The sequence below is a fragment of the Sodalis glossinidius str. 'morsitans' genome (assembly GCF_000010085.1).
Lineage (GTDB): Bacteria > Pseudomonadota > Gammaproteobacteria > Enterobacterales > Enterobacteriaceae > Sodalis > Sodalis glossinidius.
Window position 1 is genome coordinate 434,868 of record NC_007712.1, and the last position, 25,891, is coordinate 460,758.

A 25,891-nucleotide genomic window follows, 5' to 3' on the forward strand; every position below is an offset into this window, starting at 1 on the left:
AATGAATCGTTACAGCTCGGCGGATAGCTATGCACATCCTGAGACACCTTAACCGCGCCAAGAATGCGGCGCTGCGCCAGCTCAAATTCAAAGGACTGAACGCGTGGCTGAACATGACATGCCGTCCGCAGGCATGGGCACCGGACAAGATCAAACGGATCCTGTTGTTACGCCTGGACGATAAAATCGGCGATATGGTCATCACGACAGGCACCGCCCGACAACTGGCTGATAAGGGGTATCACATTTCGGTTCTTACCGGCCCTGTGTGCGAGGCGTTACTGGCGTACAGCGATGCAGTACACCACACCTATCGCTACGATAAGCGGATGTCGCTGAGCGTTCTGCGTCAGCAGCGTTTTGACGTGGTCATCGATTTTGACGACGTGCGGAATTACGAAAGACTACGGCTCTTGCATCGTTTGGCGCCGCGCTATGTAATCGGTTTCAATAAATCGGGTTCGGCGCGCTATGCGCCTCAGCTGGTTTGGCGGGATAGTGAACGTCATATTACTGAACGCCACCGGGCGGTGCTGGCGCTGTTTAACCTGCTGCCGGCGCCGTTTCGCTATTCGCTCGGACGCGATCCCTCAGCCGTCGACGCGTTAGCGCCTTACTTATCCCGTCCCTCCGACGAATGGATCATCGCCATTAATCCTTTCACCGGGTCTGAAGATAAAGATTTTTCCCGTGAACAGGTGGCAGGGTTGATTGCCCATTTGCGGCGGCGCAACGTGCGTTTTCGCGTGCTGTTGATAGGTCGCGGCGATTTGCTGCGGCGGTGGGAGTTAGCTGATGCGGCATTTATCGTCGACAGCACCATCAACACGGCGGTAGAGATCGTGCGCAGCGCCGATCTGGTCGTCAGTCCCGATACTTCAATTGTGCATATGGCCTGCGCCTTTAACACGCCCTTGGTGGCGATATACAATACGCGGCGGCTTAAAGATAGTGGGCTGGTAGGCTATAACATCTGGGCACCCCATTACGACAATGCGGTGCAGTTGGTCATCGATCAACCGAGTGTAAGCGACTTACCGCTAGACGCATTATGCTTGGCGGTGGATGACAAGCTGGCCGACATCACCCGCCAGCGCCGTAATGGGGAATTAACCCGGTGCCGCGCGGCTACCAGCGCTGAAGACTACCGCCAACGGTAACCAAAACAAGATCCATGTCTCGCGGGGATTGCTAATCATAAACATCCCCTGCGAGGCGATAAACAGCAGCATGAAAAGATATATCGCCGCTTCCAGGCGATATCCCGCTCTGAAAGCGCGCAGAGCGCATAACAGCCCGTAACCCAGCAGCAGCGCCAGGAGCGCCAGGCCAATGACGCCGCCTTTGTAGAGCGTACCGAGATAGACGCTATGGGCGGTGCTAATGTGAGTGCCATCGTAATTAATGAAATTCAGTTCGTGATTGAAACCCAGCCCCAGCCAGGGACGCAAGCCCACTTCCGCCAGAACATGGTGCCAGATACTCAGGCGCAATCCGGATTCATTGCTCAGGCTCTCAAACCGCATCAGCAGAAGATCGCCGACCGGCGTAAAGATCAACAATAGCGCCGCGAGTAGCGCCAGCAGCACGGCAAACCCCATCGCGCGCGGGGTGGATCGCCGCCAGCGCAGCGTTGCCAGCATGACCAGCACCAGAGCCAGTAAGGGGCCACGGCTTTGGGTCATAACTAGCATGACCGCCGGGATGACCGCCAGCAGGAGGTAACCGACGCGTCGCCGTTCCCGGGCGATGATCATGCTTAGCATAATGGCGATGGCGCAATAGCCGGCCAGGTCAATCACATTGTCGGGCCCGGGATTGAATTCGGAGACTTTGCGCAAATAAATGACCTTGCTGGCGTCGGTGGCGATGGTAAATACCGACAGGACGGTGACGCCGGCGATCGCCGCGACCATGAGCGTGTGCCGGCTGATATTTTGCAGCGCCAGCGACCCGAGCAAGGTGAAGATGATCAGGTAAACGCCGTGGGTCAGTGTAGAGATGGTCTCCCCCGCATCGCCCCCCCAGATATTACTAAGGGCAAAATAGACAGCCATCAGCGCTATCAGGCCTAATCCGCGCAGCGTGACCCGATCCTGTTGCGCATCGCGGTAAAGCTGACCGCGAAATAGCAGGCTCAATAGCAGCAGACCGCAGGAAAGATGGAACAGGTTGTTAACTTTGGTGACGTTGCAAAAAAGCGTGCTGAAAAATAAAAACGCCGTAAACATGATCAGCGTGACATTTTCTAGCCTGGAATATTTTTTGATCAACAGCATAGACATCTTTGCCTTAATTACACGGTTATGATGCGGATCAGCGCAGATGCCCATCTACTAGGAAAGAACACACGGAAAGCGGCGGCCATAAAGCCATCGTCATACTGTGGTCGCTGGCGTACCGGTCGGCAGCCATGCGGCATAGGGGTCGTCAAAATGAAACGCTCCATAAATTAATACAATCCCAGCTTACATAATCCTTGAAAGAAAAGAAAGATGGTAGTCATGGACTTCCTGAAAACAGACATATCCGGCCGTGGGGTACCGGCATCGTGATGACGCCATTATCGCGGGTAATCCCTCGATGCTGCTGCCTTGCAGAACATGAAGATCATTAACTCTTTTCCTTTATGGCGCTTTGGGCTATCGCAGATAACGACTCTTTTTTCTCACCGCACGGATGGGTTTTATCTTCGCTTTTTAGCGGCGTTTCTCCCGGCTGCACTTTTTTGCGCGCCGCCTGCTTAATGGCAGACGCCCGGGCATCGGGAGGCCACCCGTTCCCTTATCCTGCGTGAAATGCGCCGGGAACGTTCAGGGTGATGGACATTGGCTATTGGGCACAAGAGACGTTATGATAACTGTACTATTGGACTGACCAAATGGGCGACATTTGATCAGTCCAGTGTTATCGAGAATTGATAAGGTGAGCATGAGACTATACCAGGAAATTGGACAGAAACTGCGCGACGCTATTCAGCGAGGTGCATTTAAACCAGGCGATAAATTGCCTGCGGAACGTGATCTCGCGGCGCAATTCGAGGTCAGCCGCAGCGTTGTCAGAGAAGCGCTCATCCTGCTGGAACTTGAACAGTGCGTCAAAATCCGCAAAGGCTCCGGCGTCTATGTTCTGCCTTCCCCCGAGTCGACGTTGACTCCTGAGCCATTGTCGGACAGCGTGAGCTGCGGCGTGTTTGAGCTATTGCAGTCCAGGCAGCTTATGGAAAGTGAAATCGCCTCATTTGCCGCACTGCAGGCGAACAGAAACGACGTTCTGGAGTTGCGTAAAGCGATTGAGCTGGAGCGAGAGCAACTTTCCTCTGACGATACCGATGAGCATTTCCACTATCTGGTGGCGGCGGCAACGCAGAACGCTGCACTGGTGGCGATAATGCAGGAGAGCTGGAAACTGCGCAACCGGTCCGGTATGTGGCTGAACCAACATCGTGACACCAGCGATTTCAGCGCGCGCTGGGAATGGTATGAAGACCGTTTACGCATCGTGCAGGCGATTCAACGCCGAGACGCCCGCGGAGCGAAGCGGGCAATGTGGCAACATATTGAAAATATTAAAAATAAAATGCTCAAGTTGGCAGACACTACGGCGGCGGATTTCGACGGCTATATGTTTTCTTCGTCACCCCTGGAGAACGACTGATTGTAGTTCTCTGTAATTGGTCCGTCCGAAATGATTTTTTCGTAAATCTAGTCAGACCAATTATGTGTTATAATTCACACAACTACCTCAAGCGGCTTTACCAATCGCTAACGCCGCTATTATGCTGATTTTATCATTTCTGCTCTGGAAAGGGAGAAAGAGTAAATAGGCTATCTTTTTACGCTTCAATAACAAGCATGACGATTTGCGCAGGCGTCATGCCGACGATCCCCGATATTCACCTTGCCATTCGCGCTAATGGACGGTATCGCTATTGCTAAAATAAGAGAATGCGCCATGTATGATTACAGCCTTGCAAAATATAATCCGCTCGAAAAGATCATTACTTTTGATAATTTCAATCATGGCCATAATGGTTGGCTGGATTTGAGATCTAATTTTGTTAAATCCGATTTCGCGCCACATTCTGAAGAAATCGATCTTATTCATTGGGGGCCGACAATGCTATCGTCCGCCACTTTTCCGATGATGGGTACCCATTGCGCGCTGAGCGGAAGCCGGTCTCTGAAGTTGACCACGTGGGCCAACAGTGCCCCTATTGACCAGCCGCCGGCGCCGGGGAGTATAGGGCTGGCTATCAAACGCATGGAGGTACCTGGAAGCCTGGTTCACCTATCGCCCGAACCCTCTGTTGCCGGCATCGGCGATAAGGACGTCAGGGCTTTTGGTTGTTTTGTTGATTTACAGAGTCAGGGAAATCGCTGGATGCCCGGAGTGCGCTACGTCAACAGCGCTGATGGGGAACATATCAAGCGCTGGCAATATTTCAGGGTTAATGAGGGCGTTGATCATCGACGTTGGAACTACGGTCATGACGGTTGGCACAAAGTCGGCATTGATGGGCAGTGGTATGGTCAACGTCAGGCTGATGGCGTGGGGGACGGGTTTCAATGGATTGAAGGGGGAGATCAGGATCTGGTCGCCAATGAAGCGGATGACAAAATCAATTGGATGTATTTTCGGTTAACTATTGATGTTTCACGGAGGGAATATGTGGAATTACAATGTATGGATAAAATAATGGATTTGCGGGGAAAAAACCGACGCTGGCGCCAGAATATAAAGGCATTACGGGTTTATTGAATCCCGTTTTCTTCATCGAAACCGGCGCAAATCGTCGGGTCTTTCTTTACCTTGACTCTGTGGTCATTCCCACCGACGGTTACGTTAATCCTACGAAGTAAGGAATATAATAATGAAAGAGTTTTATACCTCGGTCATTGAGCTGCACCAGCCGATAAGCCAGCAATTTTCCAGCGAACCTTATGAATGCGGTTGGGCAAGTGAGGCGTTATTTTTTCTCACGGTCCACCCCGAGATCGCTGACTTTGACCATCTATTGGTCAGATCAAAAAATTCCCCCGATGGCGTGCATTGGACGGAGGCGCCTGGTGACGCCACGCTTATCAGCGAACCAGGATTAACCGCTATTGCATTAACCCAGTTTGGGGGATGGTTACGTCTTGAGATAGCCCTTGAAGGGGCAGCGCAAAAAGCAATGGTCACGTTACACTTGGCATTAAAGGGGTAGAGTATGTCCGATCCGAAACGTTCTGCCCTGGCTTCTATGGTCGGGACCGCTCTCGAGTGGTATGATTTCACATTGTACGGCATGACAAGCGCGCTGAGCGATAAGTTTGGCGCCAAAAAGGTTTTCCTGGCGTGATGGTACCTTTCTTCCTGCTGTTAAATACCGGGGAACAGGGGCCTATCTGGCTGGGAATGTTTCTGATCTACTGTTTGTGCAACGATGCCATGCTCGGTGCGCAGGCGGCCATGTTATCGGAAGCCTTTCCTCCCCATATCCGTTATACCGGAATGGCAAGCAGCCGTGAACTTGCCGGCGCTGTCGCCGGAGGCACATTACCCTTTATCGCCATCGCGCTGCAAAGTAGCGCCGGCGGTGAATGGTGGCAGATTGCTGTGTATGCCATTGCGCTGGCGGTACTGGCCGCGGTGGGGGCATTGCTGTTAAGTCACGGCCACCACGGCTGGAAAGATCAGCCAACACGTCACCCAACGGCTGCGGAGTATTAATCGTCGCTCGCCCGTTTAACGGGCGAGCGTTCAATTTCAAATTCCCTTCTCTCGCAGCGGCGATCCTGGCAGGTCTTCTTTTACCCCCTGGCGCGGGAGCGACAATCAGGCGCTCATAACAAAAAAGCCACCGCGAGAGGTGGCTTAACTTCATGATTTTAAATCTGAATTCTGGTGGCCCCTGCTGGACTTGAACCAGCGACCAAGCGATTATGAGAAAAAGTACGATTAATTTATCATTGCTCTATTTTTATTCATTTTCATTTATTTTAATAATTTACAGGTTTGCGATTACTAACCATAAATAACGATTATTCCCCTATTTTACTGTTCTGAGGTAGCCTATAGATACCGTCTTGCCAGTTATCTTGCAAGACATATTCCAGCATCGAACACCTGTCCTGATTTCAGCACTCCGTAAGCTTGTTGCAATAGTTTCTTCATTGCCGCACACACGACAACTTTCCCTGATTTATTACGTGCATTCATACGCTCTTTCAGCGCTATTATTGCTGGGTTATAGCGCATTGCCGTCAGGGCCGGCATATACAGGGCTTTACGTATCATGGCGTTGCCCACCTTTGATATCCGACTTTTACCTTTCCACAGCCCAGACTCCTGCAACATCGGATTCAGACCAGCCCAAGCCACGACAGCTTTGCTGCTATCGAACCGTGACATATCACCAAAATAACCCAATATCGTGCTACTCAACGCGCCAGCTATCCCAGGGATCGATTCCAACAGTTCCCTGTTTTGCTTAAGACTTGGATTGTTGCCTATATTCTTCAGATTTATTAGCCGGTTGACCAACGCTTTCAGCTTTCTTTCATTCAGCGGCAACGGTTGCCACAACACAGGAACATGCAGCTTACAATAACGTGCGATCATGCGTGCATCGCCTTTATCTGTCTTGTTACGACTCAGTTCACTGCAGCCGAATGATTTTATACGTGCTGGATTTTCCACGCTTACAGCGTAACCTGCATCAGCCAGGAAAGTAGACAATGGCTCACTGTAAGCACCTGTTGCTTCCATGCATATATGGCAGTCACCGAACGGCTCAAGCCATTTTTTCAGCGCATCGAAACCCTTAGGCGTGTTAGAAAAGGCTTTGGATTTGTAGGCTGCTTTACCTTTCCAGACTGCAACGTCAAATTTCTGGGAAGCAACATCAATGCCGACAGGGGTGAGAATTTGCACGTGCTATCTCCTTCTGGGTGAATCAGGAAACCGCCATGACCTTCCTTATAGATACGTGCTCCAGGCACAGGATACCGTCCAGTCTTGAAGGCGGGAGATAAGTCGTGGGGGATGAATCTATTGGACAGGCTCGAAGCCCGAGGGAGGGTTCCATCTCACCCACGACTTCCCGATGATCAGTCGGGGAGCATAATACCCTGAGTACAATGATCGAGATATAAGGGAGCCTGGTTTTGTTTGACCATGCACCAAGCGATTTTAGCGCGATTTTTATTGAGGGAAGGGAATGGAGCCTTTCAAGTTCACCAAATCAAAGCTCAGCGAGCTTCCTGCTGCACAAAAAGGTCGGCAGGACGAGTATTACGATAACCATGTGAGAGGCTTGCGTCTTAGAGTCGGTGCCACTGGCCTTAAGACGTTTTACGCTGTCAGGAAGGTCAAGAGCAAGTTCATCAGGACAGCGCTTGGCCGGTTTCCTGAAATCTCAGTAGAGCAGGCCAGAGAAATGGCGCTTGAAACGTTGGGTGGGATAGGAGCTACGGGAAAGAACCCAAACGAAACACGGAAGGAAACGCAGCGGGCAAATGTAACACTTAGCGAAGCGTTGGAGCTATATATTGAGACACGTGGAAGTAGGCTTAAAGTAACAACTGCTAATCAGTATAGGCGCTTGCTCACTAATTTTTCCTGTGATTGGTTGAACAGGCCAATAGCGAAGATTTCAAGAGATGACACTCAAAGCAGGCACAAGGCTATTACAGATGGTTTGGTATGGTTTGGAGCTAAGCTGGCTAAATTGCGCAAGGGAGCAGGAAGTAAAGCATAGGCAGATTTGTGGGGAAGAGCTTTACGGGCTGTTTATAATTTTGCTTATGACAATTACCGTGACGAAGAGGGTATCAAGTTATTGCCTGAACCTCCGACAATTGCATTAAGTACAAAACGCCAGTGGCATGGCCTAGTGAGAAAAAATACTCGTATTCGTAATCATGAGTTAGGGCGATGGTTACGAGCTGTTGACGTCGTCAGAGAAGAAGCGGAATTTAACAGGGATGACCATATAGCTGCTATTTGTGATGCTCTTGATATGGCTTTGTTTACTGGCTTACGTAGAGGTGAAGTATTTGGTTTAGAGTGGGATAGAGTGAATATTAATGGTGGATATTTTTGGATAGATAAAAATAAATATGTATTTGCTTCTGCAAAAGGAGGAAAAATTACTGATCCTCGTAAAGCTATAGGTAAAATCATTGAGCAGATTAAATCGAAAAATAACGACAATGAAAAACCGATTAACTTTACTTGTCACGATGCATGGAGAACTTTTGCGACTATTGCCGAGTTAAGTGGCGTTGGTACGTATGTATTAAAACGCTTAATGAACCATAAATCAGGAATGTCCTCTGATGTTACACAGGGTTACATAAGTTTTCCTGTAGAGGAATTAATAGGGCCAGCAAAAATAATAGAATGTAAAATTCTCCACGAAGCGGGGATTGAAAGAAATATGTCAAGTGTGGAAAAAATTCTAGAGTCGTTATCAAATGAGGAAGATCTTAAGAAATTACTAAAGGACAAGGTATGAAATGCTATCATCCAGAGTATACAGGTGGCAATGAAAAACCACATGTTAATGACATTATAAAGTTAATGATGTCAGAAATTAAACTATCAGGTATTTTATCTCCCGGGGTTGTAAAGATTTTTAATAGGTCAGTGCTTGTAACTGCAAATAAAAGAATGGACGTTTGTGGTGTTTTTGAAACTATTTTTATGTGGATAAAAAGTGTAGCAATGAAAGAGGTTAAGCTTAAAATACAGCAGCTTTCAGATGCAATAACAATAAAGTTTCCTTCTGGTAATATTTATGACTTACCTACAATCATCAAAAATGTAAAATATGCGAATAAAAAATCTCCATTCCTTTTAATAATGCTGAGATAAGTACATTTTCTACAAGTATTTATTTGGCGGAAATAGGACATACATAGCAATCCTACGATATTCTTACTGTCATTATAGATGAAATCGTGATGTGTAATTATATTGGTTATTTTAATTCTCAGTTTTATAAAGAGATCTCGGTGTTTGTTTTACATCAAGCACGGAAAAATAAAAATGTAGAATTGAATATTCCTGATAGAGATAAGCGTGGGCCAAGGAATAAACATTACAGTGAGGTTGTGAAGATTGTTAACCTTACTCTAGTTAAATATCCTGATGTTTCAACTTATTCACTCTCAAACAAGATATCTGCTTATCTTTCTAAGCACCGTGATATTCCATCAATACAGACGGTAAGGCGATGGGTGCAGAATATTCGCGATGAACAGATGCAAGTCCCACGTAAGCCATATACAAAAAACTTCAAACTAATAACAATTTAAGCTATTGATTAACAAGTGATCATTGGCTTAATGAGTATACTTTTTTGCCCTTAACGATTCTCATATTATTCTAATGATCATTTTATTTGCCTGATTTTTAAATTATCTTTTTCATCATGTTATCCCATTAACTAGGTGAAAAGATGAACTTGCAAGAACGTATGACTCGCAAAGAAGCTGCCGACTATATCGGTGTTACTTCAGCCACTATGGCTAACTGGGCATGCACAGGAAAGGTAAAAATCCCCTATTATAAAGCAGTGCTTAAGAAAGTTATTTATCTCAAGAGTGATTTCGATTAGTACCTAAAATCCACACGCCGCTAACAGGCGTGAATAAAAAGCATCGGAGAGGCTGAATGGACGGAAATTATAGTGGATATAGCTACTAAATCGGGGGCTGTTATGTTACCTCTAAAACTTACTGAAAAAAATATTTGACAAAGGTGCTTTATGGATCGCAAGATATTCACGTTGCCCCTCAATGGGCAACCGGGTTTAGCATCCCGAGTGAAGAAGCGAACATATGCCGCTTCAAAGTGCGGTTTTTTTACGTCCGAAACCTGCGTTGCGCCCCTATAATGGTGGGACGTAACGGGGGAGCCTTCGGGCTCGCCGGCTTCATCTTCTTCACCGGTATGCTAACCCCGATACGTCTCGCCACCTCGTTTAGCATCGAGGAGCGAGGTCCTTATGGATCCGAAGAAGAGGCCACAACACTATGGCTACCACCCAAGCTCGCCCTGAGTTTATTATACCTACTGGATTATCCCCGAATACGAGACCACGCCTTACGGCAAAGTGTCGCTCACACGCCAAGACCGCCGTACTTTCATCGCCATGTTTAAAGATAGCCACCTTATCTGGGCTGGCCGCAAGCTGGTTCGGGAGGCGGCCCATGGCAAAGCATTAAAAAGCCCCTCTTTGACCTGTCTCAAATACAGGAATTCAGTGATGTCTTCCCGGAAATGACGCCAGACCAGCTAGAGATAGCCATTCTGCTTTCGTTGGGCCTATCGCAGAAAGAGATAGCCGTAATACGCGGTGTTGCCCCCAAGACGATTGAAATCATGTTGGGCACGATAAAGAAAAAATTCGATTTCCCCTCCTTGAACAATTTGCTTTCCCTGTTTCAGGTGCGCCTGGTGTTCTTTGCCCTGAGCGAATGCAAACGCCATAGCCACACCCGGTCTTCGTCGAGCGTCGATAACGGCGATGAGGGGGGGACCCATGTTTAAAATCATGATCACCCTGATTAACCACGCAACCGGCGACCGGCACGAAATGGTGCATAACGGCCCCTACAAGACCCGCGAATCCGCCTGGAAAGACGCGCAGAGAATGGCCTATGTACACGAAGGCCGACGGCTCCGTCACCTATGAGTGCCTTGCAAGAATTGAGGAGGTCAGAAATGTATAAAATATTAGTTATCTTTCGTAATGTGATCACTGGCGAAGAAAAAATATCAGAGTACACAAAAATACAATTCGCCTGGAAAAGCTGCAAAATTTGCCCGTAGATTAATGGATGATATTACCTGCAATGGAACATACGCCGACGACAATGAATACACCGTAAAGGTAGTGAAGGTGAAACATGGCTGATATGTTTATTTCTTGTCCTTATATCGTCTATTTCTCCTGTATCGATCCTGACGATGAATATATGACATGCGATTGTATCGTCGAGGCGATCACTGCAATTCAGGCAACAGGTCAAGTCAAAACCTATTTAAAGCAGATAGGTTTTAGAAAAATAAAAATATCGAAATGCCATTTGGCTACACTGTATGATATCGAAAAAATGAACTCTCTAATAGACAGTTATATTGGTTTTAGAACAGAAAAAGACACGTTGCATCAAAAGAGGATTCTATAGAAGGGCATGCTAAGAAGAAAATATTTTTAGTGTATCAATAGCTGGAAAAATCAGTTGCAATATAGTGTCTAATTTATCTGAGGAATTGATAATGAAAAAATCACCCATGCTCTCATCAGCGCAGGTCATCGCTTTATCAAAAATTGGCAAAAAGCAGCCTGAAAGCCAGAGCGAGACCACGCATAAAAACCATATAAGCATTGAATCTTACCATAAATTCAATCGTTCGCGTGATGTATCCGTTTATATCTATCAGGATTTAATACGCCGTGAAATACACATTAGATACCCGGACTACATACCACATTTATTCAGTTACATTCATGACGATATTGTTGATATATTTGAGGAAATTAAGAAAAAAGGTCTGTGTGATGAATGGCTACGACAACAAGCCGCCTCTGAATCAATGAATACCACTGAATAAAATAATGAGCCAAATAAAAGCGCCCATGGGGGCGCTTTGGAGTCTGTTATGCATAGCCATCTGCATGGCGAAATTATACAACGCCTGATAAAGGAATTCCAGTTTGTCGAGCAAGGGGAATACCTGCGAAAAGGCATTTGCCCCTATTGCAAAAAACGCGAATTATTTACCAGTATTGAGAAACCCTATGTGCTGCGCTGCGGGCGGGAAAACAAATGCGGCAGCGAAGTCATTGTTAAAGCGCACTATGACGATTTATTCAGTCATTGGTCAGAACGTTACCTGCCCACAACAAAACAGCCCCATGCCGCCGCTGAGGCGTATTTACGCGAGGGGCGCGGTCTGGATATGGCCCTGATTGCCGGTTGCTACACACAGGAAAGCTATCACCAGAAGGGCCTGGGAACGGGACGGTGCGTTTTTCCCTGCCCGGCGGCACATACTGGGAGCGCCTGATTGACCAGCTGGAACGATTTGACCGCAAAGCCAACTTTGGCGGACGTTATGCCGGGCAATGGTGGTCGAGGGCCGCACAGGCGCTGACCGACCAAAAGGAAATCTGGCTGGTTGAAGGTATTTTTGACGCCATCAGCCTGAATCAGCATGGCGTGGCCGCCGTATCGTTGATGACCTGCCACAATTACCCGGAGAAGGCGTTACAGGCTTTGGCCGTGCTGTAAGATAACCGCCCGCGCCCTGTGCTCGTCTGGGCTCTGGACAGGGGAAACGCCGGAGAGCGTGCAATACGCAAGCATGTCGAACGCAGCAGGGCCGAAGGTGGAAAGCCAGGGCAGCATTGCCCCCTCGATGGAAAAATCAAGGAGGACTGGAACGACCTGCATCTCAAGGGAAAACTGACACCGAAGGACCTAGAGACCTATCGCTATTATGGCGTGCTGCTGATTGCCCGAAATGCGACCGACAAGGCGTTGCTGATATTTCAGCACACGGAGCGACATGAATTTCATTTTGAGCATGATTCCCGCCTGTACTAGTTCAAGCTTGATATTGATCGGCATATGAAGGCGGTTGAACGTATTCAGGGTGCGGAGCCGCATTTAAACGAACGGGAAGCCAAAGCACTGAAAGAGTCCGGTGCGGTAGCCGAAATTGCTAATTGCTACCCAACCCCCTTGTATTTCCAGAAATCCGATGCCACAGACGAAGCCTGGTAATATCTGCGCATTGATTTCCCCGGAGGTATTCCCCCAGTTAAGGCGACGTTCACCGCCGCACAGCTGGCGGCCCTGTTGGAAATATTGCCGATGATCCTGCCGTTGGATACAGAGCATTTGCGTTAAACACGGGAGGCCATCACACAACTGGCCGTGGAGTGGATAAAGGCCATACGGAGCGATCACCCGAAGGTACAGGAATTTTGGGAAACCTGTGATTATCTGGATGCACACGACCCTTGGGGGGTTAACCATTCCCCGGAGCCAGGTGCTATCGCCATCAACTTTAACCACTCTCGTGCGGTGGCAAACGAACACAGGCAGCCATCTTTTGACATAACGGAAATCAAGAAGTTGCTCAAAACGGGACGGTGACGCAAATTCTGCGGTATCAAAAGCGTGAGGAGCAAGGTTAATGCGGCTTGCAACGGCGCTCGCCCCCTCGTGCATTCTCAACGACTTCCCGAGGTTGTACGATGCTAGATATTTGACGTCGAGGGTTAACCGATTTCATTGTCTTCCAGATAGCCTGTCAATGCGCCATACGGCCAGACATGTCGGTATGGCGTTTTCTTTTTTCCACCCCATCCAAGTGGCTCTTCCAGCCTTCTGCCCTGTCCCCCCGCCATAACGGCAGTCACGCCATTCCCCAGACATGGGTGCTGGCTAAAATACCCTACCGGATGAACGCAAACAGATGCTGACGTTGATGGAAAAACAGGCTCAAAAAGGGACAAGCAATTCACAAACAAAATAAAAACATAAATACAACAAATCAGTCTATAAATCGTACAAATATAAAAGGGCTGAAAATTTTAGGGGGGGCTCGCAAAAGCGTTACAACCGTTACAAAATCAAAAATACACTCTATTATTATGATAAATAAGAAGAATTTTATATCGGCAAAGCGTTACAAAACCATTACAAAGGCGTTACGTGTAACGGTTTTAGTAACGCTTTGTAATGGTAAGGGCGTTACAGGTTTTTATTTTAAAAATCATTGCGTTATTATGCTGTTTTAGGGGATGTAATGGTTTTGTGAACCCCGCTCCGAAAATAGCGGCAGGGCATCCAACATACTGATAATATCATGCAGCGATAGGTGTGTGTCCTGATCAGGCCGCCGGCTGTTGAAGAAATTCCATCAGCGTCTTTCGCTGCTGCGAATTCATGCCTTTAACGGCGGCTTTAAGCCAAATGTCGGTGGTTTTTGCGCTCGGCGTCAACGTGTGGGAAAACGTAATATTTTGCACAAAGGTATGCCCACATTGCTTGTTGCTACAGGCACAATACTGAACCGCGAGCTCAGGATGAAGTCGAGCCGTTTTTTGAATAAACGCCGACGCGCCACACTCTTTTCATTAGTTTTTCATCGTACTTTACCCTCCATGCCAGTCAGTCTAAAATGCGGATAACATGATGAATTATATCATTTTTAATGCCATTTTCGTATCGGTTTTTGCCGCCTCCTCACCAAACATCAGGTGCAAATGCGCGGGGATCTCCGGGTCATGATTGACGGCATCCCGTAGCATGCGCTGAAGCGGGATCACCTCGTCCTGCCGGTAGGTTTCCCGCGCCTTGACCGGGTCGCCTAGACCCGCCGCATTGCTGGGAATAATCCCCGCCAGCCCGGCCGGGTAGCGATGCGCGTTTAACACATCCCGAGCGCTGATATTCTTGATATTGCTGAACTCATCTTTGGCGCTGATATCGCCGATGGGAATAAATTTGATGCCCTCGGGATCGCCCTTCGGAATACTGACAAACAGCGTTTTAAAATTCCCGACCCCTTTTCCCTGCTCAACGCATGCCATGATTTGTTCTTCCATTTCAGGACTGAGGTTCGGATCATTGGTGTAAATGATGCAGCCCGTATGCGCGCCGTTATGGTAGTAGAGACGCCGAAAAATGGTGGCCTCGCTGTTAAGTAGCGCCGAGTGGATCCCGCCGATATAGTCCGGCAGGCCGTAAATTTGCTGCTGCGGATCGTACTGTTGCAGGAAAATCACGTCCTCTGGCGGGTAAACTAACGGCTCGCCCTGTTGCAATATGACGAATTCGCCGCTTTTGCGCAGGCGCAGATAGAGTGAGGGCAGCGGAGCCAGGGCGATCACCTCGCCCCAGCCGTTGCGCACTTTCAGGATGGCCAGATCGCCAAAGGTCAGGTAATCAAACATGCCGGCCTTCAGCTGCTCGTGGCTCAGGCCGCCATCCCGATAATCGGCGGCCACCATATTGCGCCGGGCATAGAGCACCCCGCCGTGCTGGCCGTTGAGGTTCACCAGCTGCGCCAGCGCCAGCCGGTCAATGGACAGTGAATAGTGATCGACCGCGTTGTCGTACCAGATATCGCGGTAATCGGTGCCGGTGGTCAGTACCGGTTCAGGATTGCCCAGGGTGCCGGTCTTGATCATGCTCATATGCCGCTGACGGCTGACGGCGGCCTTGCCACTGTTGCGCGCCGCCTGACGGCGGGGTTGACGTTTTTTCATGGGTGTTGGCTTATTTTCCAGATGGATCAGCGGGATTTTTGTGGTTCAGCGGTTCGTTATCCGCCGAGTGTGAAAGTGCAAAAAACACATCCGCATGGCCGGTTTACTGGCTGCGATCGGCAATAAAGGTCATGCCGCCCCCTTTGGGCAGTACTGGTACGGCGAATAGACAGAAAGCTGGCGGCGATTTCCTTCTGCTCACCGTCCCATTCGATGCGCTGGCTTTCCACCAAATCGACCATTTTCAGCACCAGGCGGTTTTTGGTTTCCACCCCGTAGCGGATAGCCACGGTCTGACGTGGCGCGAAGGCTTCCACCATTTCAAACACACCGCTGCCGATCCCGGTGGTATCAATGCCGATATGCGTCATATGGTAGCGTGCAAACAGCGCCTTGATCTGGCTGGCCTGGTATTTCCAGTTCATCCCCTGCCAGTAGAAGGTCACCAGCACCCGGAAGCGTTCGCCCTCATACTGCGGCGGCGCCATAATCACAAAAGTGGAGGTGTCTCCAGAACGAGCCGGGTCAAAACCGGCCCAGACTTCGCGGTTGCCGAAGGGACGGGCAGCGTTAGGCTGATGATCTTGCCAGCGTACGGTCTCGACCCCGCACCGCTCCAGATCGCCAAAGCTGAACACGCTATCACCACTGTCCACAAACTGGCATTGATAGAGCATGTTAAAGGTATCGCGCGGGTATTTGCTGCGCAGGCGCTCCAGGCTGGCCAGATTGAAGCCGCCGGCGATAGCATCCTCCAGGGTAATAACATAGCGCCATTGCCCATCAGGACACAGCCGCCCGCCGTCGCGCAGTTCATCAAACGCCGGAAAGGCGATCTTTTTGCGTTTGGCATCGCCATGCTGCCAGGTTTCGCCGGTCCAGAACGGATACGCCTGATGCGCCTTGCTGCTGAGGGTCGAAAAATAGGTGGTGCGCCAGCGATCATGTGTTGCCATGGCACTGGCCACCTCGTTAAGTCGGGTAAAGTTCTGTATCCAGAAATACTCATCGATATAAAGATGGCCGCTGTAGGATTGCGCCGTGTTGGAATTGGTGGATAAAAAACGCAGCTCCGCGCCGTTGCTCAGACGAATAGGTTGCCGGTCAGCCGAACGCCAAAATCTGTTGAGCAATCGTGATGATATGAGAGCGAAACACCTCGGCTTGCGGACGGGACGCGGAAAGGAAAATGTGCGGCTCGCCCGTCATGACGGCGTTTTCCAGCGCTTCAAAGGCGAAATACCAGGTTAAGCCAACCTGGCGACTTTTCAGGATATTGCGCGTATTCTGCGTCATGTTAAGACGTAAATGCCGCTGGTAGCCAAACAGCACCGTGCTGGCGAAGTCGTCAAAATCGGCCTGGCTTAACCCGGAAATATCATTTTTGCAATATTTTCGCTTTTTCGTCCGTCCCTCTTACGCCCGCCCGCGCACCCGTTTCTGCTCCCACACTCCCTGCGGCATACGCTGCGAGTTTTTCCGCATGTTTGCTGGCCTGCACGCGTAATTTGCCGTAGTGCGCAAGCAAACTGTCCAGCTCACGTAACTCGCTGTCAGTCTTGTTATCCCGTAAGGTCAGCAGTTGAACGCGCCGATTAATCACCTCTTCAAGGCTTTCATGACTCAGCAGGTCGGCCCAGCCCCCTTTATCGGCCCAGTAATACACCACCCGCGCATTCGGCAGATTCAGCTCACGGGCAATTTCGCCCGGCGTCATATGACGTAAATAGAGCGAGCGCGCAACGGTGATGAGTTCCTCTGAATATTTAGCCATCGCTATCCATTATAGAATCATTGGGGAAGCCGTGTGTAAAAGGGGGATATTACCATCCGACCGGCAGTGTCGAGAGGATTAATTCGGATTTAACCATTAACCCATCCCCGCTTGACGACGGGGGAAATAGCAAAAAACAAGATAAGTTAACTAAATTAATGGTAAATATAAAATCCAGATGGTCGCTATTGCATTGCATGCGTTATTTTATTTTTCAATCAATTAAAACCATTATGGAAATCAATCCTGAAAATAACAATAAAGCTGGAATTTACCGTTTTCATTTGTCAAGTAATGGCTAGCGAAGGGTTCGCCTTCGGATAATATTTAGAAAATCCGAAATTTCCGAATTAAACATAATGCATAAAAACAACAAATGAAAAATACTGACGTCCTCTATTCACCCGACAGTGAAAAACACCGAGCATGGCAGAGCCACAATTAATGACAGACTGGATCTGTATTTGTGCTGAAGGCGAAACTGGCGACCGGCGCTATATTGAACGCGCCTGGTTGATGGATGCTGTAGAGATTTATGATCCGGCGTTAAAAACGGCCATGATATGGCCCTACCATGAGCGCGACCCTGAAAAGGGTAATTATGGTGAATGCTGGCCCTGCAATGTGAAGAGGGTGAGGACGGTATTATGCGGCTCTATGCCCGTCTGCGTCCCAATATCAAGCTTATGCTCGCCAATGCAGAGGGCCAACTGGTTTTCTGCTCGGCAGAATTTACCCCGGACGTTAATTTCCGGGGAACGGAAAAATCCTATCTGGAAGGGCTAGGGGTCACTGATGAACCCGCCAGTGTCTATACCGAACGGCTGCACTTTAGCCAGACTCGTCACCAGGGTTTGATTTATGCCGCCACGCAACCTTTCACTTTGAAAGGTCATCATATGAAAAAGCAAAAAACCGGCAGCTGGCGGAAAATCTTTTCCCTGGAAGAGCCGACGCCGGTAGACATGGACAAATTGCAGGCGCTGGCGGAAGCCGTTGCCGCACTGGAAAACCGCGTTGCCGCGCTGGAAGGACAGGCAGAGCAGACCGAAACCGCGGTAGAGGAAGTCAAGCAGGATGTCGCTGAAGTGCAGGAAGACGTGGAAACCGTCAAAGAGGTGGTGGACACCCAGGAGTTCAAACTGCTGCGTGACAACATTGGCGGCATCGTCAAGAGCTTTAGCAAGCTGGACAGCCGTATTACCGCGCTGCCCAACAAACATCCCGGCACTGGCCGCAAGCCCTTTAACTTTCTGTGATCTACCGGCGGTTATCTGTTCATCCTGTCGATAAGGAAAAACCATTATGCAATTAAATCAACGGGCTTATGCGCTGCTGGAGAAATACAGTGACGGACTGGCGCAGGCGTGCGGTCAGACCCGGACCGACCGTTATTTTTCACTGACCGATCCCAAAGAAACCCAGCTGCGGGACGCCATGCTGGAGGACTCGACATTCCTTAATCTGATCACCTGGCTGGACGTTGACCAGATTCAGGGGCAGGTGGTGAATGTCGGCAATCTCGCCGCCGCGCAGACCCAGGGTGTGCCGGATGGTTGTCTTAGCGGTGACGTTGCGGCGGAGGGAGAGATCGAGCTGAGTTCAAAAGCCTTTGCCATCGTCAATGCGAAAGCCCGTGCCGCCGGCAGCTGGCGGGGGATCGCCCCCGTGGATTTGATGTGGTACGCCAAAGCCGGAGAGGAAGAGCTTAAGGTGGAGGCATTTGGCTGCAAGCTTATCGTCAGTGATGTGCTGGACGTCGATCCCAAAGGCGGCAGCGTGATGACCCACAAAATAAAATTCCTTGTCACTTCACCGGATTTTGTCCGCCTGGGCGGTGTGCCGTATCTGGAATCCGCGCTGACACAAAAGTTAACGGGGTAATAAAGACCGTGCAGGAGCATGAAAAAAATCTGGTGTGGCTGCTGCTTATCGGTGCCGCCATCGCCATTGGTCGGATGCTGAACAGAGACGAACCCATTACTCCCCGGCTGTTTATTGCACGTGTCGTGCTGGGATCGGCGATCTCCGTCGCTGCGGGGGCGGTGCTTATCCTGATCCCAGGCCTGCCGGTACTCGCTGTAACGGGACTGGGGGCGGCACTGGGCATTCCCGGCCATCAGGCGGTGGAATTGTGGCTGCGACGCAAAGGCAGCCGTTGGTTATCTACGCGGGGTCGCCATGACATTGAGTGAAAAGCAGCATCTTTTTGCCGTCAAGGTGGCCCAGCTGGCAGGTGAGCACCTGGCGTCACGACAGCCTGGCGCACGCCGTTGCCGCCGCGTCTACTCAGGCCGCCGAACGCGCACGGCAGGCCATGGAGGCGGTGGCCAGTGAGGTCGGCCCGCGAGCTGGAGGAAAAACTGGATGCACTACAGCAGGCACAGCCAAAAGAAATCCGTACCGAAGTGGTTAAGCCGGTCTTTACTCGCGTGTGCGTGGCTGATGAGTTTGTCCGGCTGTATAACCACGCCAGCGCCGACGCCGAGCGTACCCTTTCAGGCCGGACTCCTGGTGAAATGCCCGGAAAGATTACCCCGCCTTGACGGCACGACAGGCAAGGCGCTGAGCGGCCCTTTACTGGATTATCTGGCGTTATACCCGCCCTGCGCGGCGCGGCATAACCAGTTAGTCGACAAAATTTATCAACGAGAGGCGTTAACCCATGAGTAAAGACAACAGAGCAAGCCACATTATTTTGACTATCAAAGGCCAGGAACTGGCGTTTGCCCCCAACACCACCGCCTACAACAACCTGATTAACGATATGGCGATGGATAACAAGATACGCCGCATTGTGGTCCCGGAAAGCAAGGCGGCGTTGGATGCGCTGCTGGCCCTGCAGGGTGCAGCCTTGCAGATTGCAGACGTGGTCAACAGCCAGTACGCGCTCAAGCTGGAGATTGAAATAAAAAACTGAGTCGGCGGTGTCAGGCTATTGACGGCAATACGATAGAGCAGGTGTTAACCCTGCGCCGTTATTATCTGCCCCATGAGGATGACAGCCCGGATAATCTTGCCCGCGCCGGTCTGGCTGGATAACCGCCACTGGGAGCATACCGGCATTGCGGTGGCGAATGGCATTGCCCTGGCATTAAAAGGCGATTAAATGAAGCAATTGGATTTTACCCTGAGCCTGATAGACAAACTGACCCGCCCGCTGAAGCAGGCGCAGGCGTCGGTCAGCGACTTTGCGGAAAAATCCCGCACGGCATTCTCCCATATCGGGCTGGGGGCGGCGGGCCTGGTCGGTGCCGGTTTGTCCATCAAGGGCGCGCTGGGGCCTGCCATGGCGTTTGATGAGGCGCTTAAATCCGCCTCGGCCAGGGGTATGGATGACAGCACCTTGGCGCGCGTGGGAAGGACGCCCTGGCCTTTAGCGCGCACTATGGCCGCTAGGCCACGGAGTTTATCCACTCAACCGAGGCTATCCGCGCCCAGGTGGGGGTACTCAGCCAGGACGAGCTGCCCCGCTTTACGGTGGCGGCCAATATGCTGGCGATGGCGGTAAAAAGCAGTGCGGGTGACGCCGTCGACTATATGGGCAGCATGTACCACCAGTTTGACAGCGTTGCGGAGAAAATGGGCCGCGTGCCGTTTGCCGAACAGCTGGCGAGCAAAACCGACTATCTGGCGCAGGCGTTCGGCACCCATATGCAGACCATTGCCGACCTGATGGCCGGCGCAAGGGGCGTCGGCGCCAACTATGGTGTCAGCATGGATGAGCGCGGCGCTGGGGATGCTGGAAAAATCCTCGGCACCGAGGCCAGCAGCAGCTATGAAGCCTTCTACAAGGTGGCTGAGGACGGCGCGAAACAGCTGGGGCTGAGCTTTGTCAACAGCGCCGGCCAGATGCTGAGCTTGTCGGAGATGCTGACTCAGCTTCAGAGGCGCTACGGCGCGAGCATCGAGGGCAATCTCAAGGCCCAGGCCGAGTTGGATAAGGCGTTTGGTGACGGGGCCAATGTCATTAAACAGCTTTACGGCAACACGGATGTGCTCAATCGGCATATCCATGCGCTAGGCAGCAATGACGGCCTGAAGCGCGCCCGCGACATGGCCGAGAAAATGATTGTGCCCTGGGACCGGCTGACCGCCATCTGGACGGCGATCCGCATTGCCATGGGGCGCACCCTGCTGCTGGTGTTAACCCCGTTTATCAATAAAATGGCTGACGGCGGGCAAAAACTGGCCCGCTGGTTGACGCTGTTTCCCCATATTGCCCGTGTGGTGGGCTATACTGTGCTGGCGTTTCTCAGCCTGGCCGGGGCTGGCGCGGTGGTGAATATCGCCATGGGCGTCAGCGCATTTGTTATGGTGGGCCTGAAAGGGTTGTGGTCCGCTCTGACCGCTATTGTGAAGCTCCATGTGGCGGCTCTCTGGTTGTATCACAAGGAGGTGCTGGCCTGGGCGGCCGTGATGCGCATGATGCGCGGCGTGTTGCCGCCGTAATGACCGGCATTGCCATGAATTTCATGTCCTGGCCTGGCGCTGATTGTGGGCGCGGTGGCGCTGCTAGTCGTGGGATGCCTTGCGCTGGTCAAATACTGGGATACGCTCAAGGCCACCATGATGCAGACCACCGCCTTTAAACTGATTGCCGCCTACGTCAGCGGGCTGGCAAGCCTGTTTACGCGCGCCTGGGAGGGGATAAGCGCAGCTGGTAGGCGTTGTGCGCCTACTTTACCGACTTTTCCCTGAGCGACACCTTCGCGGGCATGATTGACGGCGTGAGCGCGCTGTTTACCGGTCTCTGGGCGTCGGTGAAAGCCACTTTCGCCCGCACCTGGAACACCATAGCGGAAACCCTCAATCATCTGCCTGGCGTTAACCTGTCCCTCTCCGCCCTGCCGGGGGATAACACTGCCGGCGTCACCACATCAGGCCCCGCGCCGACGCGCCCCACGAGCCGCAACGCTGCGCCGACTGGGTGAGCATTACTCAGGACTGCGCCCATGCCCTGCTGGAAAGCGGCCTGTTAACCCGCCTGGTGGCAGAGCGTAGCCCGACCCTGCGCGCGGATCTGCTGATGCAGGTCACCCTGCTGCTGGAAGAGGACGAACGGCTGATCCCCGGCACTGTGTCAGTCAGTGAAGAAACACCGAAACGGCTGTGGGTGACAGCGCAAATCTATGATTTTGGTCGTATTGAGATGAGTCCCCGCTGTGACGAACAAACCCATGATTGATTACGAGCAGGCGCTAAAGGACAGCGGCATGCCGACCACTGAGCAGGCTATTCATCACGCGTTTGCCGAACAGGTGAGCGCCGCCGGGCTGGTGACCAATACCTCGCGCATGTCGCCGTTCTGGCGGCTGATTCAGGCGACGGTCACCACCCGGTGCTGTGGCTAAAAAATGCCCTGGTGTCGGTGGTGATAAAAAACATGTTTCTGGTGACCGCTGACGGGGCCTTTCTTGATGCGTTTGCCGCCGGTGTCAGCCTGTCCCGTAAACCCGCCACCGCCGCCCGTGGCGTGGTGCGGTTTTTCAAGGAAAACGCCGAAGCCGAGGTCACCGTTCCCGCCGGCACCGTTATTGAGACCGAACGCCTTAACGGCACGATTTATCGCCTGATGACCGAGGTGGATCATACCCTTGGCACAGGGACGGAAGACGCCCTGGTCAACGTCAGCGCCGGGCAGACCGGCGGGGGCAGAAATCTGGCGCCGGGGTATTACCGCATTTTACCCCACGCGGTGCCGGGGATCGCCCAGGTCACCACGGAAGAGGGCTGGTTGTTGACGCCGGAGGCGGATGCGGAATCAGATGACGAGCTGCGCGAGCGCTGCCGCAACCAATATAACCTGGCTGGGAATTATCACACCGACGCGGTGTATCGCAGCATGATAGAAGCGGTGGCAGGGCTAAGCATTGACCGTATTTTCTTTGAGCACGATGAGCCACGCGGGCCAGGCACCGCCAACGCCTGGTTGTTGCTGGATACCGGGGTGGTGTCAGAACCCTTTATTCAGGCGGTCAATGCGTACATCACCACCCAGGGTCACCACGGCCACGGCGACGATATGCGCTGCTTTGCCCTGCCGGATACCCGGCACGACCTCACCGTCACGCTGTTTGTGAAGAACAGGACCAATTTTACCCGTGAGGCGCTGACCACGTTGACGGCGGGCTGTGAAACCCTCATCCACTGCGCGTTTCGTGAGAATGCGGCCTATTATGTGAAAAAGACCTGGCCTCATGCCCGCTTTTCGTTTTCCTCGCTGCATCAGATGTTTGGGGCGCTGGATTCGGTCGCGTTCTCGCTGTCCGATATTGTCAGCGAGATGAATGTCCCGCGCCTGAGAACCCTGACGCTTGAGGTGAAGGATGCCTGATTTTTACAAACAATTAGACCAATTGCGTTTGCCGGTCTGGATGGACAAGGGCGAGCCGGCGCGCCTGTTACGTGCCTGCCAGGCTTTTTGGCGGCAGGTGTATGGCTGGCTCACCTGGCCGTTGCGCCAACTGGACGCCACCACCTGCGCAGCGTCACTGCTTAACGTGCTGGCCTGGCAGCGCGATATCAGCCGCTTTGACGGTGAGCCGCTGGCGCTGTTTCGTTTGCGGGTGCGCTACGCCTTCATCAATGCCCGCGACGCCGGCTCGGTAGCGGGTTTTATCGCCATCTTTGCGCGTCTGGGTATCGGCTATGTGGAAATAGTCGAGCGCCTGGACGGCCTGGATTGGGACGTGGCGCGGGTGCGTCTCAGCGACGGCCAGCTAGCCGGCCATCCTAATTTGCTGCGCCAGATTATCCGGCAGTACGGGCGCACCTGCCGCCGTTACCAGTTTGAGGTGATAAACGGCACTGACCTGCATCTGCGCGCCGGTTGGGTCGGTGGTGATTACCAGTGCTACAGCGCCATGCGGCCCCTGTCCCCGACACCCCCATCGAAAAAACCTGATGTCACAAACGATTATCACCCTTGCCTTTGAGCAATGGAAAGCCCGGGAAGCCGCCGAGGGAACGCCTGTGGTGCTGGATGAGTTTGTTTTTGCCCAGGTGCCGGGGCTAGATCCTGCCGCGCCCATCGACCGTAACGAAACCTTGCCGACCACTGAGTATATCGTACACCGCCAGGCGGTGAACAAGACCGGCGTCGTCAATCAGCATGCGGTGGTGTATGCGGTGACGCTGGGAACGGAGGTCGGCGACTTTGATTTTAACTGGATTGGTCTGGCGAACCGGGCCAGCGGCACGTTGGCGATGATTGTGCATGCGCCGGTGCAACGCAAGTGGGCCACCGCGAACGGCCAGCAGGGCAATGCCATTACCCGCTCCTTTTTGATGGAGTATAGCGGTGCGGCAACACAAACCGGTATCACCACGCCCGCCGAGAGCTGGCAGACCGATTTTACCGCCCGACTGTCCGGCCTGGATGAACGCCAGCGCCGGATTAGCCTTGACCATTAAGGCGTGGCCGCCTTTTTTGGTGAGGGCTTTCGGGTCCCGCGCAGCGGGCAGCGGTATACGGTCACCGCCGGTATCGGCTATATCGGCGGCCTGCGGACTGAACTAACGAAAAGTCAGCCACCTCTTACTGAAGGGGGATAACCGCAAGCATCTGGGTTTTCATAATCAGGATGGTAGCATTCGCATGTGGCTCTACAAAGACAAGGGCGGTGATGGCGTTCGGTTAAATAACGGCAATGACGGCGGCGGAGATTGGGTATTCAATAAAAACGGGCATTTTTACTCCCCGCAGGCCCTCCATGCCGCAGGGGCCACTTATCAAGAATATGGCAATGTTCACGGAGCGGTATGGGGCGGGCATCTCAGCGGCTGGGTAGAAAAACGTATCCGCGAATCCTCGGAATTCTAGGTAAATGGTGATAACTGGTGGTTCAAGGATAATCGACGCGGGCTTATTTTTCAGGGTGGTTTACGCATTGGCATCTATGCTGACGCCACAGAGCGTATTGGTCTTCACGTTCATTGCCCTAACCGCTTATTACATGTTTCCCTCTGCATTAAAAACTTTGCTCAAGGTTATGCGACGCAATATAACCAGCAGGTGGTCTTTCTTGGTGATCAGCATGACGGCTTTGACTGGTGCCACGGTGCCAGAGAGAAAGAAGTTTACTGGATGGCAGTGGGGTATTGACGATGGAACAATATAAATTTAGCGCCCGTACAGGCAGTTTTTTTCCGGTGTCGATGCTGAATGACTACATTAAAGCCGGTTCGCTGCCGGATGATTTAGTGGATGTAGACGAAACCACGTTCTGGCAATTCTGTGCCTCGCCCCCGTCAGGAAAGCAACGTGGCGCGAATGCCCAGGGGTATCCGGCATGGATTGATGTACCGCCCCCTACGCCAGAAGAGGCTAGACTGAGCGTGGACGTCACAAAACGCCGTCTGATGGATGAGGTGACTCGTGCCATGGCACCACTGGAAGATGCCGTAGACCTCGACATGGCAACAGATGCCGAAAAAGCGGCGTTGCTGGCCTGAAAAAAATACCGTGTGCTGCTAAACCGGGTGGATATCAGCACCGCGCCCGATATCGACTGGCCGGAGACGCCAGAATGAGGTGGCGCAAGGCAACACTGCGACTGGCGGATAGCCTGCCACCTCTAACCTGCACGGTTCTGCCAGTGCATCCCTGGACGCCGGGTGTGGGACGTACTGCCGCCTCGGGAAGCTACCTGAGTCCACAAAATGCCGTGCACTGGCTGGCGGCGGACGCAATCTGCACGTGATGGTGGTGATGCTCTGCGCCACCTCACAGCCGGAATTTATGTCCCTGCTCACCGCCTTTTCAGCGGTGTTACCCCTGCCAGTGCTGGGGCAGGTCTCGCGCATGGCGCAAACAGCGGCCACGCAGTCTATCA

At 51.9% G+C, this 25,891-nt stretch carries 34 protein-coding genes and 6 pseudogenes; 34 read left to right on the plus strand and 6 right to left on the minus strand.

The window, feature by feature from the left end:
• Nucleotides 1-29: 29 nt before the first annotated feature.
• Entirely contained in the window at nucleotides 30-1,160 is a 1,131-nt protein-coding gene (locus tag SGP1_RS02195; protein WP_011410103.1) for a glycosyltransferase family 9 protein, read from the plus strand.
• Here SGP1_RS02195 and SGP1_RS02200 read toward each other — a convergent pair.
• Complete coding sequence (locus SGP1_RS02200; RefSeq protein ID WP_011410104.1) at nucleotides 1,110-2,285, minus strand: O-antigen ligase family protein; 1,176 nt, start codon at nucleotides 2,283-2,285, stop codon at nucleotides 1,110-1,112. The genes SGP1_RS02195 and SGP1_RS02200 overlap by 51 nt on opposite strands.
• 646 nt (nucleotides 2,286-2,931) lie before the next feature.
• On the opposite strand from SGP1_RS02200, the gene SGP1_RS02205 reads away from it, so the two are divergent.
• The 4 genes and pseudogenes from SGP1_RS02205 (at nucleotide 2,932) to SGP1_RS02220 (ending at nucleotide 5,715) form a co-directional block, all read left to right on the plus strand.
• Nucleotides 2,932-3,657: a GntR family transcriptional regulator gene (locus SGP1_RS02205; protein WP_041866554.1), complete on the plus strand. Its 726-nt coding sequence runs from the start codon at nucleotides 2,932-2,934 to the stop codon at nucleotides 3,655-3,657.
• Nucleotides 3,658-3,954: 297 nt separating this feature from the next.
• A pseudogene (locus SGP1_RS02210) lies at nucleotides 3,955-4,862 on the plus strand (DUF6772 family protein).
• Nucleotides 4,863-4,873: 11 nt separating this feature from the next.
• On the plus strand, nucleotides 4,874-5,209 hold the full coding sequence (locus SGP1_RS02215) for a hypothetical protein (protein ID WP_041866555.1): 336 nt from the start codon (nucleotides 4,874-4,876) through the stop codon (nucleotides 5,207-5,209).
• A 131-nt stretch (nucleotides 5,210-5,340) separates the two neighbouring features.
• Complete coding sequence (locus SGP1_RS02220; RefSeq protein WP_148203340.1) at nucleotides 5,341-5,715, plus strand: MHS family MFS transporter; 375 nt, start codon at nucleotides 5,341-5,343, stop codon at nucleotides 5,713-5,715.
• 363 nt (nucleotides 5,716-6,078) lie between these two features.
• Here the strand turns inward: SGP1_RS02220 and SGP1_RS02225 are convergent, their stop codons facing one another.
• On the minus strand, nucleotides 6,079-6,918 hold the full coding sequence (locus SGP1_RS02225; protein WP_011410107.1) for an IS110 family transposase: 840 nt from the start codon (nucleotides 6,916-6,918) through the stop codon (nucleotides 6,079-6,081).
• A 286-nt stretch (nucleotides 6,919-7,204) separates the two neighbouring features.
• On the opposite strand from SGP1_RS02225, the gene SGP1_RS35510 reads away from it, so the two are divergent.
• From SGP1_RS35510 to SGP1_RS28995, 11 genes are all read left to right on the plus strand, one after another.
• On the plus strand, nucleotides 7,205-7,744 hold the full coding sequence (locus SGP1_RS35510) for an Arm DNA-binding domain-containing protein (protein ID WP_341532834.1): 540 nt from the start codon (nucleotides 7,205-7,207) through the stop codon (nucleotides 7,742-7,744).
• A 6-nt stretch (nucleotides 7,745-7,750) separates the two neighbouring features.
• The gene (locus SGP1_RS35515) at nucleotides 7,751-8,503 is read left to right on the plus strand and encodes a tyrosine-type recombinase/integrase (protein WP_341532835.1); all 753 of its coding nucleotides are present in this window, start codon (nucleotides 7,751-7,753) and stop codon (nucleotides 8,501-8,503) included.
• Nucleotides 8,500-8,862: a hypothetical protein gene (locus tag SGP1_RS02235; RefSeq protein WP_041866557.1), complete on the plus strand. Its 363-nt coding sequence runs from the start codon at nucleotides 8,500-8,502 to the stop codon at nucleotides 8,860-8,862. The genes SGP1_RS35515 and SGP1_RS02235 overlap by 4 nt, the downstream gene beginning before the upstream one ends.
• Before the next feature lie 586 nt (nucleotides 8,863-9,448).
• Nucleotides 9,449-9,607 (plus strand): helix-turn-helix domain-containing protein, encoded by a 159-nt coding sequence (locus SGP1_RS02240; protein WP_041866558.1) that lies wholly within the window; start codon nucleotides 9,449-9,451, stop codon nucleotides 9,605-9,607.
• 665 nt (nucleotides 9,608-10,272) lie between these two features.
• Complete coding sequence (locus SGP1_RS02245; RefSeq protein ID WP_050747346.1) at nucleotides 10,273-10,542, plus strand: helix-turn-helix transcriptional regulator; 270 nt, start codon at nucleotides 10,273-10,275, stop codon at nucleotides 10,540-10,542.
• Nucleotides 10,535-10,687 carry a hypothetical protein gene (locus SGP1_RS30540; protein WP_158302312.1) on the plus strand — a complete coding sequence of 51 codons (153 nt, stop codon included), beginning with the start codon at nucleotides 10,535-10,537 and terminating at the stop codon, nucleotides 10,685-10,687. Before SGP1_RS02245 ends, SGP1_RS30540 begins: the two co-directional genes overlap by 8 nt.
• 214 nt (nucleotides 10,688-10,901) lie before the next feature.
• The gene (locus SGP1_RS02250; RefSeq protein ID WP_041866559.1) at nucleotides 10,902-11,183 is read left to right on the plus strand and encodes a hypothetical protein; all 282 of its coding nucleotides are present in this window, start codon (nucleotides 10,902-10,904) and stop codon (nucleotides 11,181-11,183) included.
• A gap of 91 nt (nucleotides 11,184-11,274) precedes the next feature.
• On the plus strand, nucleotides 11,275-11,610 hold the full coding sequence (locus tag SGP1_RS02255; RefSeq protein WP_050747347.1) for a hypothetical protein: 336 nt from the start codon (nucleotides 11,275-11,277) through the stop codon (nucleotides 11,608-11,610).
• Between the two features lie 48 nt (nucleotides 11,611-11,658).
• A complete protein-coding gene (locus SGP1_RS30545; RefSeq protein ID WP_050747348.1) occupies nucleotides 11,659-12,066 on the plus strand; it encodes a hypothetical protein in 408 nt (135 codons plus the stop codon).
• Nucleotides 12,024-12,290, plus strand: coding sequence for a toprim domain-containing protein (locus SGP1_RS28990; protein WP_050747349.1), 267 nt, complete (start codon nucleotides 12,024-12,026; stop codon nucleotides 12,288-12,290). Before SGP1_RS30545 ends, SGP1_RS28990 begins: the two co-directional genes overlap by 43 nt.
• An 18-nt stretch (nucleotides 12,291-12,308) precedes the next feature.
• On the plus strand, nucleotides 12,309-12,605 hold the full coding sequence (locus SGP1_RS28995) for a hypothetical protein (protein WP_050747350.1): 297 nt from the start codon (nucleotides 12,309-12,311) through the stop codon (nucleotides 12,603-12,605).
• 63 nt (nucleotides 12,606-12,668) lie between these two features.
• Here the strand turns inward: SGP1_RS28995 and SGP1_RS32480 are convergent, their stop codons facing one another.
• From SGP1_RS32480 to SGP1_RS23145, 4 genes and pseudogenes are all read right to left on the minus strand, one after another.
• A complete protein-coding gene (locus SGP1_RS32480) occupies nucleotides 12,669-13,235 on the minus strand; it encodes a hypothetical protein (protein WP_050747351.1) in 567 nt (188 codons plus the stop codon).
• Between the two features lie 665 nt (nucleotides 13,236-13,900).
• Nucleotides 13,901-14,119, minus strand: a complete 219-nt coding sequence (locus SGP1_RS02265) for an ogr/Delta-like zinc finger family protein (RefSeq protein ID WP_050747352.1) — start codon at nucleotides 14,117-14,119, stop codon at nucleotides 13,901-13,903.
• Nucleotides 14,120-14,209: 90 nt separating this feature from the next.
• Entirely contained in the window at nucleotides 14,210-15,280 is a 1,071-nt protein-coding gene (locus tag SGP1_RS02270) for a phage portal protein (protein WP_041866560.1), read from the minus strand.
• 10 nt (nucleotides 15,281-15,290) lie between these two features.
• Nucleotides 15,291-17,054 (minus strand): annotated as a pseudogene (locus SGP1_RS23145) (terminase large subunit domain-containing protein).
• 608 nt (nucleotides 17,055-17,662) lie between these two features.
• Between SGP1_RS23145 and SGP1_RS02285 the strand changes: the two are divergent.
• From SGP1_RS02285 to SGP1_RS02350, 18 genes and pseudogenes are all read left to right on the plus strand, one after another.
• The gene (locus SGP1_RS02285) at nucleotides 17,663-18,313 is read left to right on the plus strand and encodes a GPO family capsid scaffolding protein (protein WP_341532836.1); all 651 of its coding nucleotides are present in this window, start codon (nucleotides 17,663-17,665) and stop codon (nucleotides 18,311-18,313) included.
• 46 nt (nucleotides 18,314-18,359) lie between these two features.
• Nucleotides 18,360-18,515, plus strand: a pseudogene (locus SGP1_RS36040) (major capsid protein); the annotation flags it as partial.
• Entirely contained in the window at nucleotides 18,492-18,938 is a 447-nt protein-coding gene (locus SGP1_RS02290) for a phage protein (RefSeq protein WP_041867339.1), read from the plus strand. The pseudogene SGP1_RS36040 and the gene SGP1_RS02290, both read left to right, overlap by 24 nt.
• A gap of 8 nt (nucleotides 18,939-18,946) precedes the next feature.
• Complete coding sequence (locus tag SGP1_RS02295) at nucleotides 18,947-19,249, plus strand: phage holin family protein (protein WP_041866562.1); 303 nt, start codon at nucleotides 18,947-18,949, stop codon at nucleotides 19,247-19,249.
• Nucleotides 19,250-19,387: 138 nt separating this feature from the next.
• Nucleotides 19,388-19,600 carry a hypothetical protein gene (locus SGP1_RS32485; RefSeq protein WP_243466328.1) on the plus strand — a complete coding sequence of 71 codons (213 nt, stop codon included), beginning with the start codon at nucleotides 19,388-19,390 and terminating at the stop codon, nucleotides 19,598-19,600.
• A 119-nt stretch (nucleotides 19,601-19,719) separates the two neighbouring features.
• Nucleotides 19,720-19,974: a putative phage tail assembly chaperone gene (locus tag SGP1_RS02310; RefSeq protein ID WP_041866564.1), complete on the plus strand. Its 255-nt coding sequence runs from the start codon at nucleotides 19,720-19,722 to the stop codon at nucleotides 19,972-19,974.
• 41 nt (nucleotides 19,975-20,015) lie between these two features.
• Complete coding sequence (locus SGP1_RS36045; protein WP_424141149.1) at nucleotides 20,016-20,096, plus strand: DUF6890 family protein; 81 nt, start codon at nucleotides 20,016-20,018, stop codon at nucleotides 20,094-20,096.
• Complete coding sequence (locus SGP1_RS36050; protein ID WP_424141134.1) at nucleotides 20,071-20,163, plus strand: DUF6890 family protein; 93 nt, start codon at nucleotides 20,071-20,073, stop codon at nucleotides 20,161-20,163. The genes SGP1_RS36045 and SGP1_RS36050 overlap by 26 nt, the downstream gene beginning before the upstream one ends.
• Nucleotides 20,164-20,565 (plus strand): hypothetical protein, encoded by a 402-nt coding sequence (locus SGP1_RS30555; protein WP_158302314.1) that lies wholly within the window; start codon nucleotides 20,164-20,166, stop codon nucleotides 20,563-20,565. It abuts the gene before it with no gap.
• Nucleotides 20,496-21,506 (plus strand): phage tail tape measure protein, encoded by a 1,011-nt coding sequence (locus tag SGP1_RS23155; protein WP_050747354.1) that lies wholly within the window; start codon nucleotides 20,496-20,498, stop codon nucleotides 21,504-21,506. Before SGP1_RS30555 ends, SGP1_RS23155 begins: the two co-directional genes overlap by 70 nt.
• Before the next feature lie 45 nt (nucleotides 21,507-21,551).
• Entirely contained in the window at nucleotides 21,552-21,755 is a 204-nt protein-coding gene (locus tag SGP1_RS23160; protein WP_050747355.1) for a hypothetical protein, read from the plus strand.
• Complete coding sequence (locus tag SGP1_RS23165; RefSeq protein WP_148203342.1) at nucleotides 21,725-21,988, plus strand: hypothetical protein; 264 nt, start codon at nucleotides 21,725-21,727, stop codon at nucleotides 21,986-21,988. The genes SGP1_RS23160 and SGP1_RS23165 overlap by 31 nt, the downstream gene beginning before the upstream one ends.
• Nucleotides 21,985-22,242, plus strand: coding sequence for a DUF2590 family protein (locus SGP1_RS02320; RefSeq protein WP_341532837.1), 258 nt, complete (start codon nucleotides 21,985-21,987; stop codon nucleotides 22,240-22,242). Before SGP1_RS23165 ends, SGP1_RS02320 begins: the two co-directional genes overlap by 4 nt.
• Nucleotides 22,220-23,391 (plus strand): annotated as a pseudogene (locus tag SGP1_RS02325) (baseplate J/gp47 family protein). Before SGP1_RS02320 ends, SGP1_RS02325 begins: the two are co-directional and overlap by 23 nt.
• Nucleotides 23,384-23,992: a phage tail protein gene (locus tag SGP1_RS02330; protein WP_011410110.1), complete on the plus strand. Its 609-nt coding sequence runs from the start codon at nucleotides 23,384-23,386 to the stop codon at nucleotides 23,990-23,992. Before SGP1_RS02325 ends, SGP1_RS02330 begins: the two are co-directional and overlap by 8 nt.
• Nucleotides 23,961-24,584: pseudogene (locus tag SGP1_RS02335) on the plus strand (phage tail protein); the annotation flags it as partial. The gene SGP1_RS02330 and the pseudogene SGP1_RS02335, both read left to right, overlap by 32 nt.
• A 70-nt stretch (nucleotides 24,585-24,654) precedes the next feature.
• Nucleotides 24,655-24,879 carry a hypothetical protein gene (locus SGP1_RS02340; RefSeq protein WP_050747357.1) on the plus strand — a complete coding sequence of 75 codons (225 nt, stop codon included), beginning with the start codon at nucleotides 24,655-24,657 and terminating at the stop codon, nucleotides 24,877-24,879.
• 335 nt (nucleotides 24,880-25,214) lie between these two features.
• Nucleotides 25,215-25,589, plus strand: a pseudogene (locus tag SGP1_RS02350) (tail fiber assembly protein).
• Nucleotides 25,590-25,891 lie beyond the last annotated feature (302 nt).

What these genes read in the sequence shown, in the direction of transcription:
- SGP1_RS02215 (WP_041866555.1), top strand. Translation starts at nt 4,874, where the DNA reads ATGAAAGAGTTTTATACCTCGGTCATTGAGCTGCACCAGCCGATAAGC.
- SGP1_RS02245 (WP_050747346.1), top strand. Translation starts at nt 10,273, where the DNA reads ATGACGCCAGACCAGCTAGAGATAGCCATTCTGCTTTCGTTGGGCCTA.
- SGP1_RS02250 (WP_041866559.1), top strand. Translation starts at nt 10,902, where the DNA reads ATGGCTGATATGTTTATTTCTTGTCCTTATATCGTCTATTTCTCCTGT.
- SGP1_RS02235 (WP_041866557.1), top strand. Translation starts at nt 8,500, where the DNA reads ATGAAATGCTATCATCCAGAGTATACAGGTGGCAATGAAAAACCACAT.
- SGP1_RS02195 (WP_011410103.1), top strand. Translation starts at nt 30, where the DNA reads ATGCACATCCTGAGACACCTTAACCGCGCCAAGAATGCGGCGCTGCGC.
- SGP1_RS02205 (WP_041866554.1), top strand. Translation starts at nt 2,932, where the DNA reads ATGAGACTATACCAGGAAATTGGACAGAAACTGCGCGACGCTATTCAG.
- SGP1_RS02270 (WP_041866560.1), bottom strand. Translation starts at nt 15,280, where the DNA reads ATGAAAAAACGTCAACCCCGCCGTCAGGCGGCGCGCAACAGTGGCAAG.
- SGP1_RS02200 (WP_011410104.1), bottom strand. Translation starts at nt 2,285, where the DNA reads ATGTCTATGCTGTTGATCAAAAAATATTCCAGGCTAGAAAATGTCACG.
- SGP1_RS02240 (WP_041866558.1), top strand. Translation starts at nt 9,449, where the DNA reads ATGAACTTGCAAGAACGTATGACTCGCAAAGAAGCTGCCGACTATATC.
- SGP1_RS02330 (WP_011410110.1), top strand. Translation starts at nt 23,384, where the DNA reads ATGCCTGATTTTTACAAACAATTAGACCAATTGCGTTTGCCGGTCTGG.
- SGP1_RS02285 (WP_341532836.1), top strand. Translation starts at nt 17,663, where the DNA reads ATGCTGGCCCTGCAATGTGAAGAGGGTGAGGACGGTATTATGCGGCTC.
- SGP1_RS30545 (WP_050747348.1), top strand. Translation starts at nt 11,659, where the DNA reads ATGCATAGCCATCTGCATGGCGAAATTATACAACGCCTGATAAAGGAA.
- SGP1_RS02340 (WP_050747357.1), top strand. Translation starts at nt 24,655, where the DNA reads ATGTGGCTCTACAAAGACAAGGGCGGTGATGGCGTTCGGTTAAATAAC.
- SGP1_RS02310 (WP_041866564.1), top strand. Translation starts at nt 19,720, where the DNA reads ATGAGTAAAGACAACAGAGCAAGCCACATTATTTTGACTATCAAAGGC.
- SGP1_RS02290 (WP_041867339.1), top strand. Translation starts at nt 18,492, where the DNA reads ATGCTGGAGGACTCGACATTCCTTAATCTGATCACCTGGCTGGACGTT.
- SGP1_RS30540 (WP_158302312.1), top strand. Translation starts at nt 10,535, where the DNA reads ATGTTTAAAATCATGATCACCCTGATTAACCACGCAACCGGCGACCGG.
- SGP1_RS02255 (WP_050747347.1), top strand. Translation starts at nt 11,275, where the DNA reads ATGAAAAAATCACCCATGCTCTCATCAGCGCAGGTCATCGCTTTATCA.
- SGP1_RS32480 (WP_050747351.1), bottom strand. Translation starts at nt 13,235, where the DNA reads ATGCACGAGGGGGCGAGCGCCGTTGCAAGCCGCATTAACCTTGCTCCT.
- SGP1_RS35510 (WP_341532834.1), top strand. Translation starts at nt 7,205, where the DNA reads ATGGAGCCTTTCAAGTTCACCAAATCAAAGCTCAGCGAGCTTCCTGCT.
- SGP1_RS30555 (WP_158302314.1), top strand. Translation starts at nt 20,164, where the DNA reads ATGAAGCAATTGGATTTTACCCTGAGCCTGATAGACAAACTGACCCGC.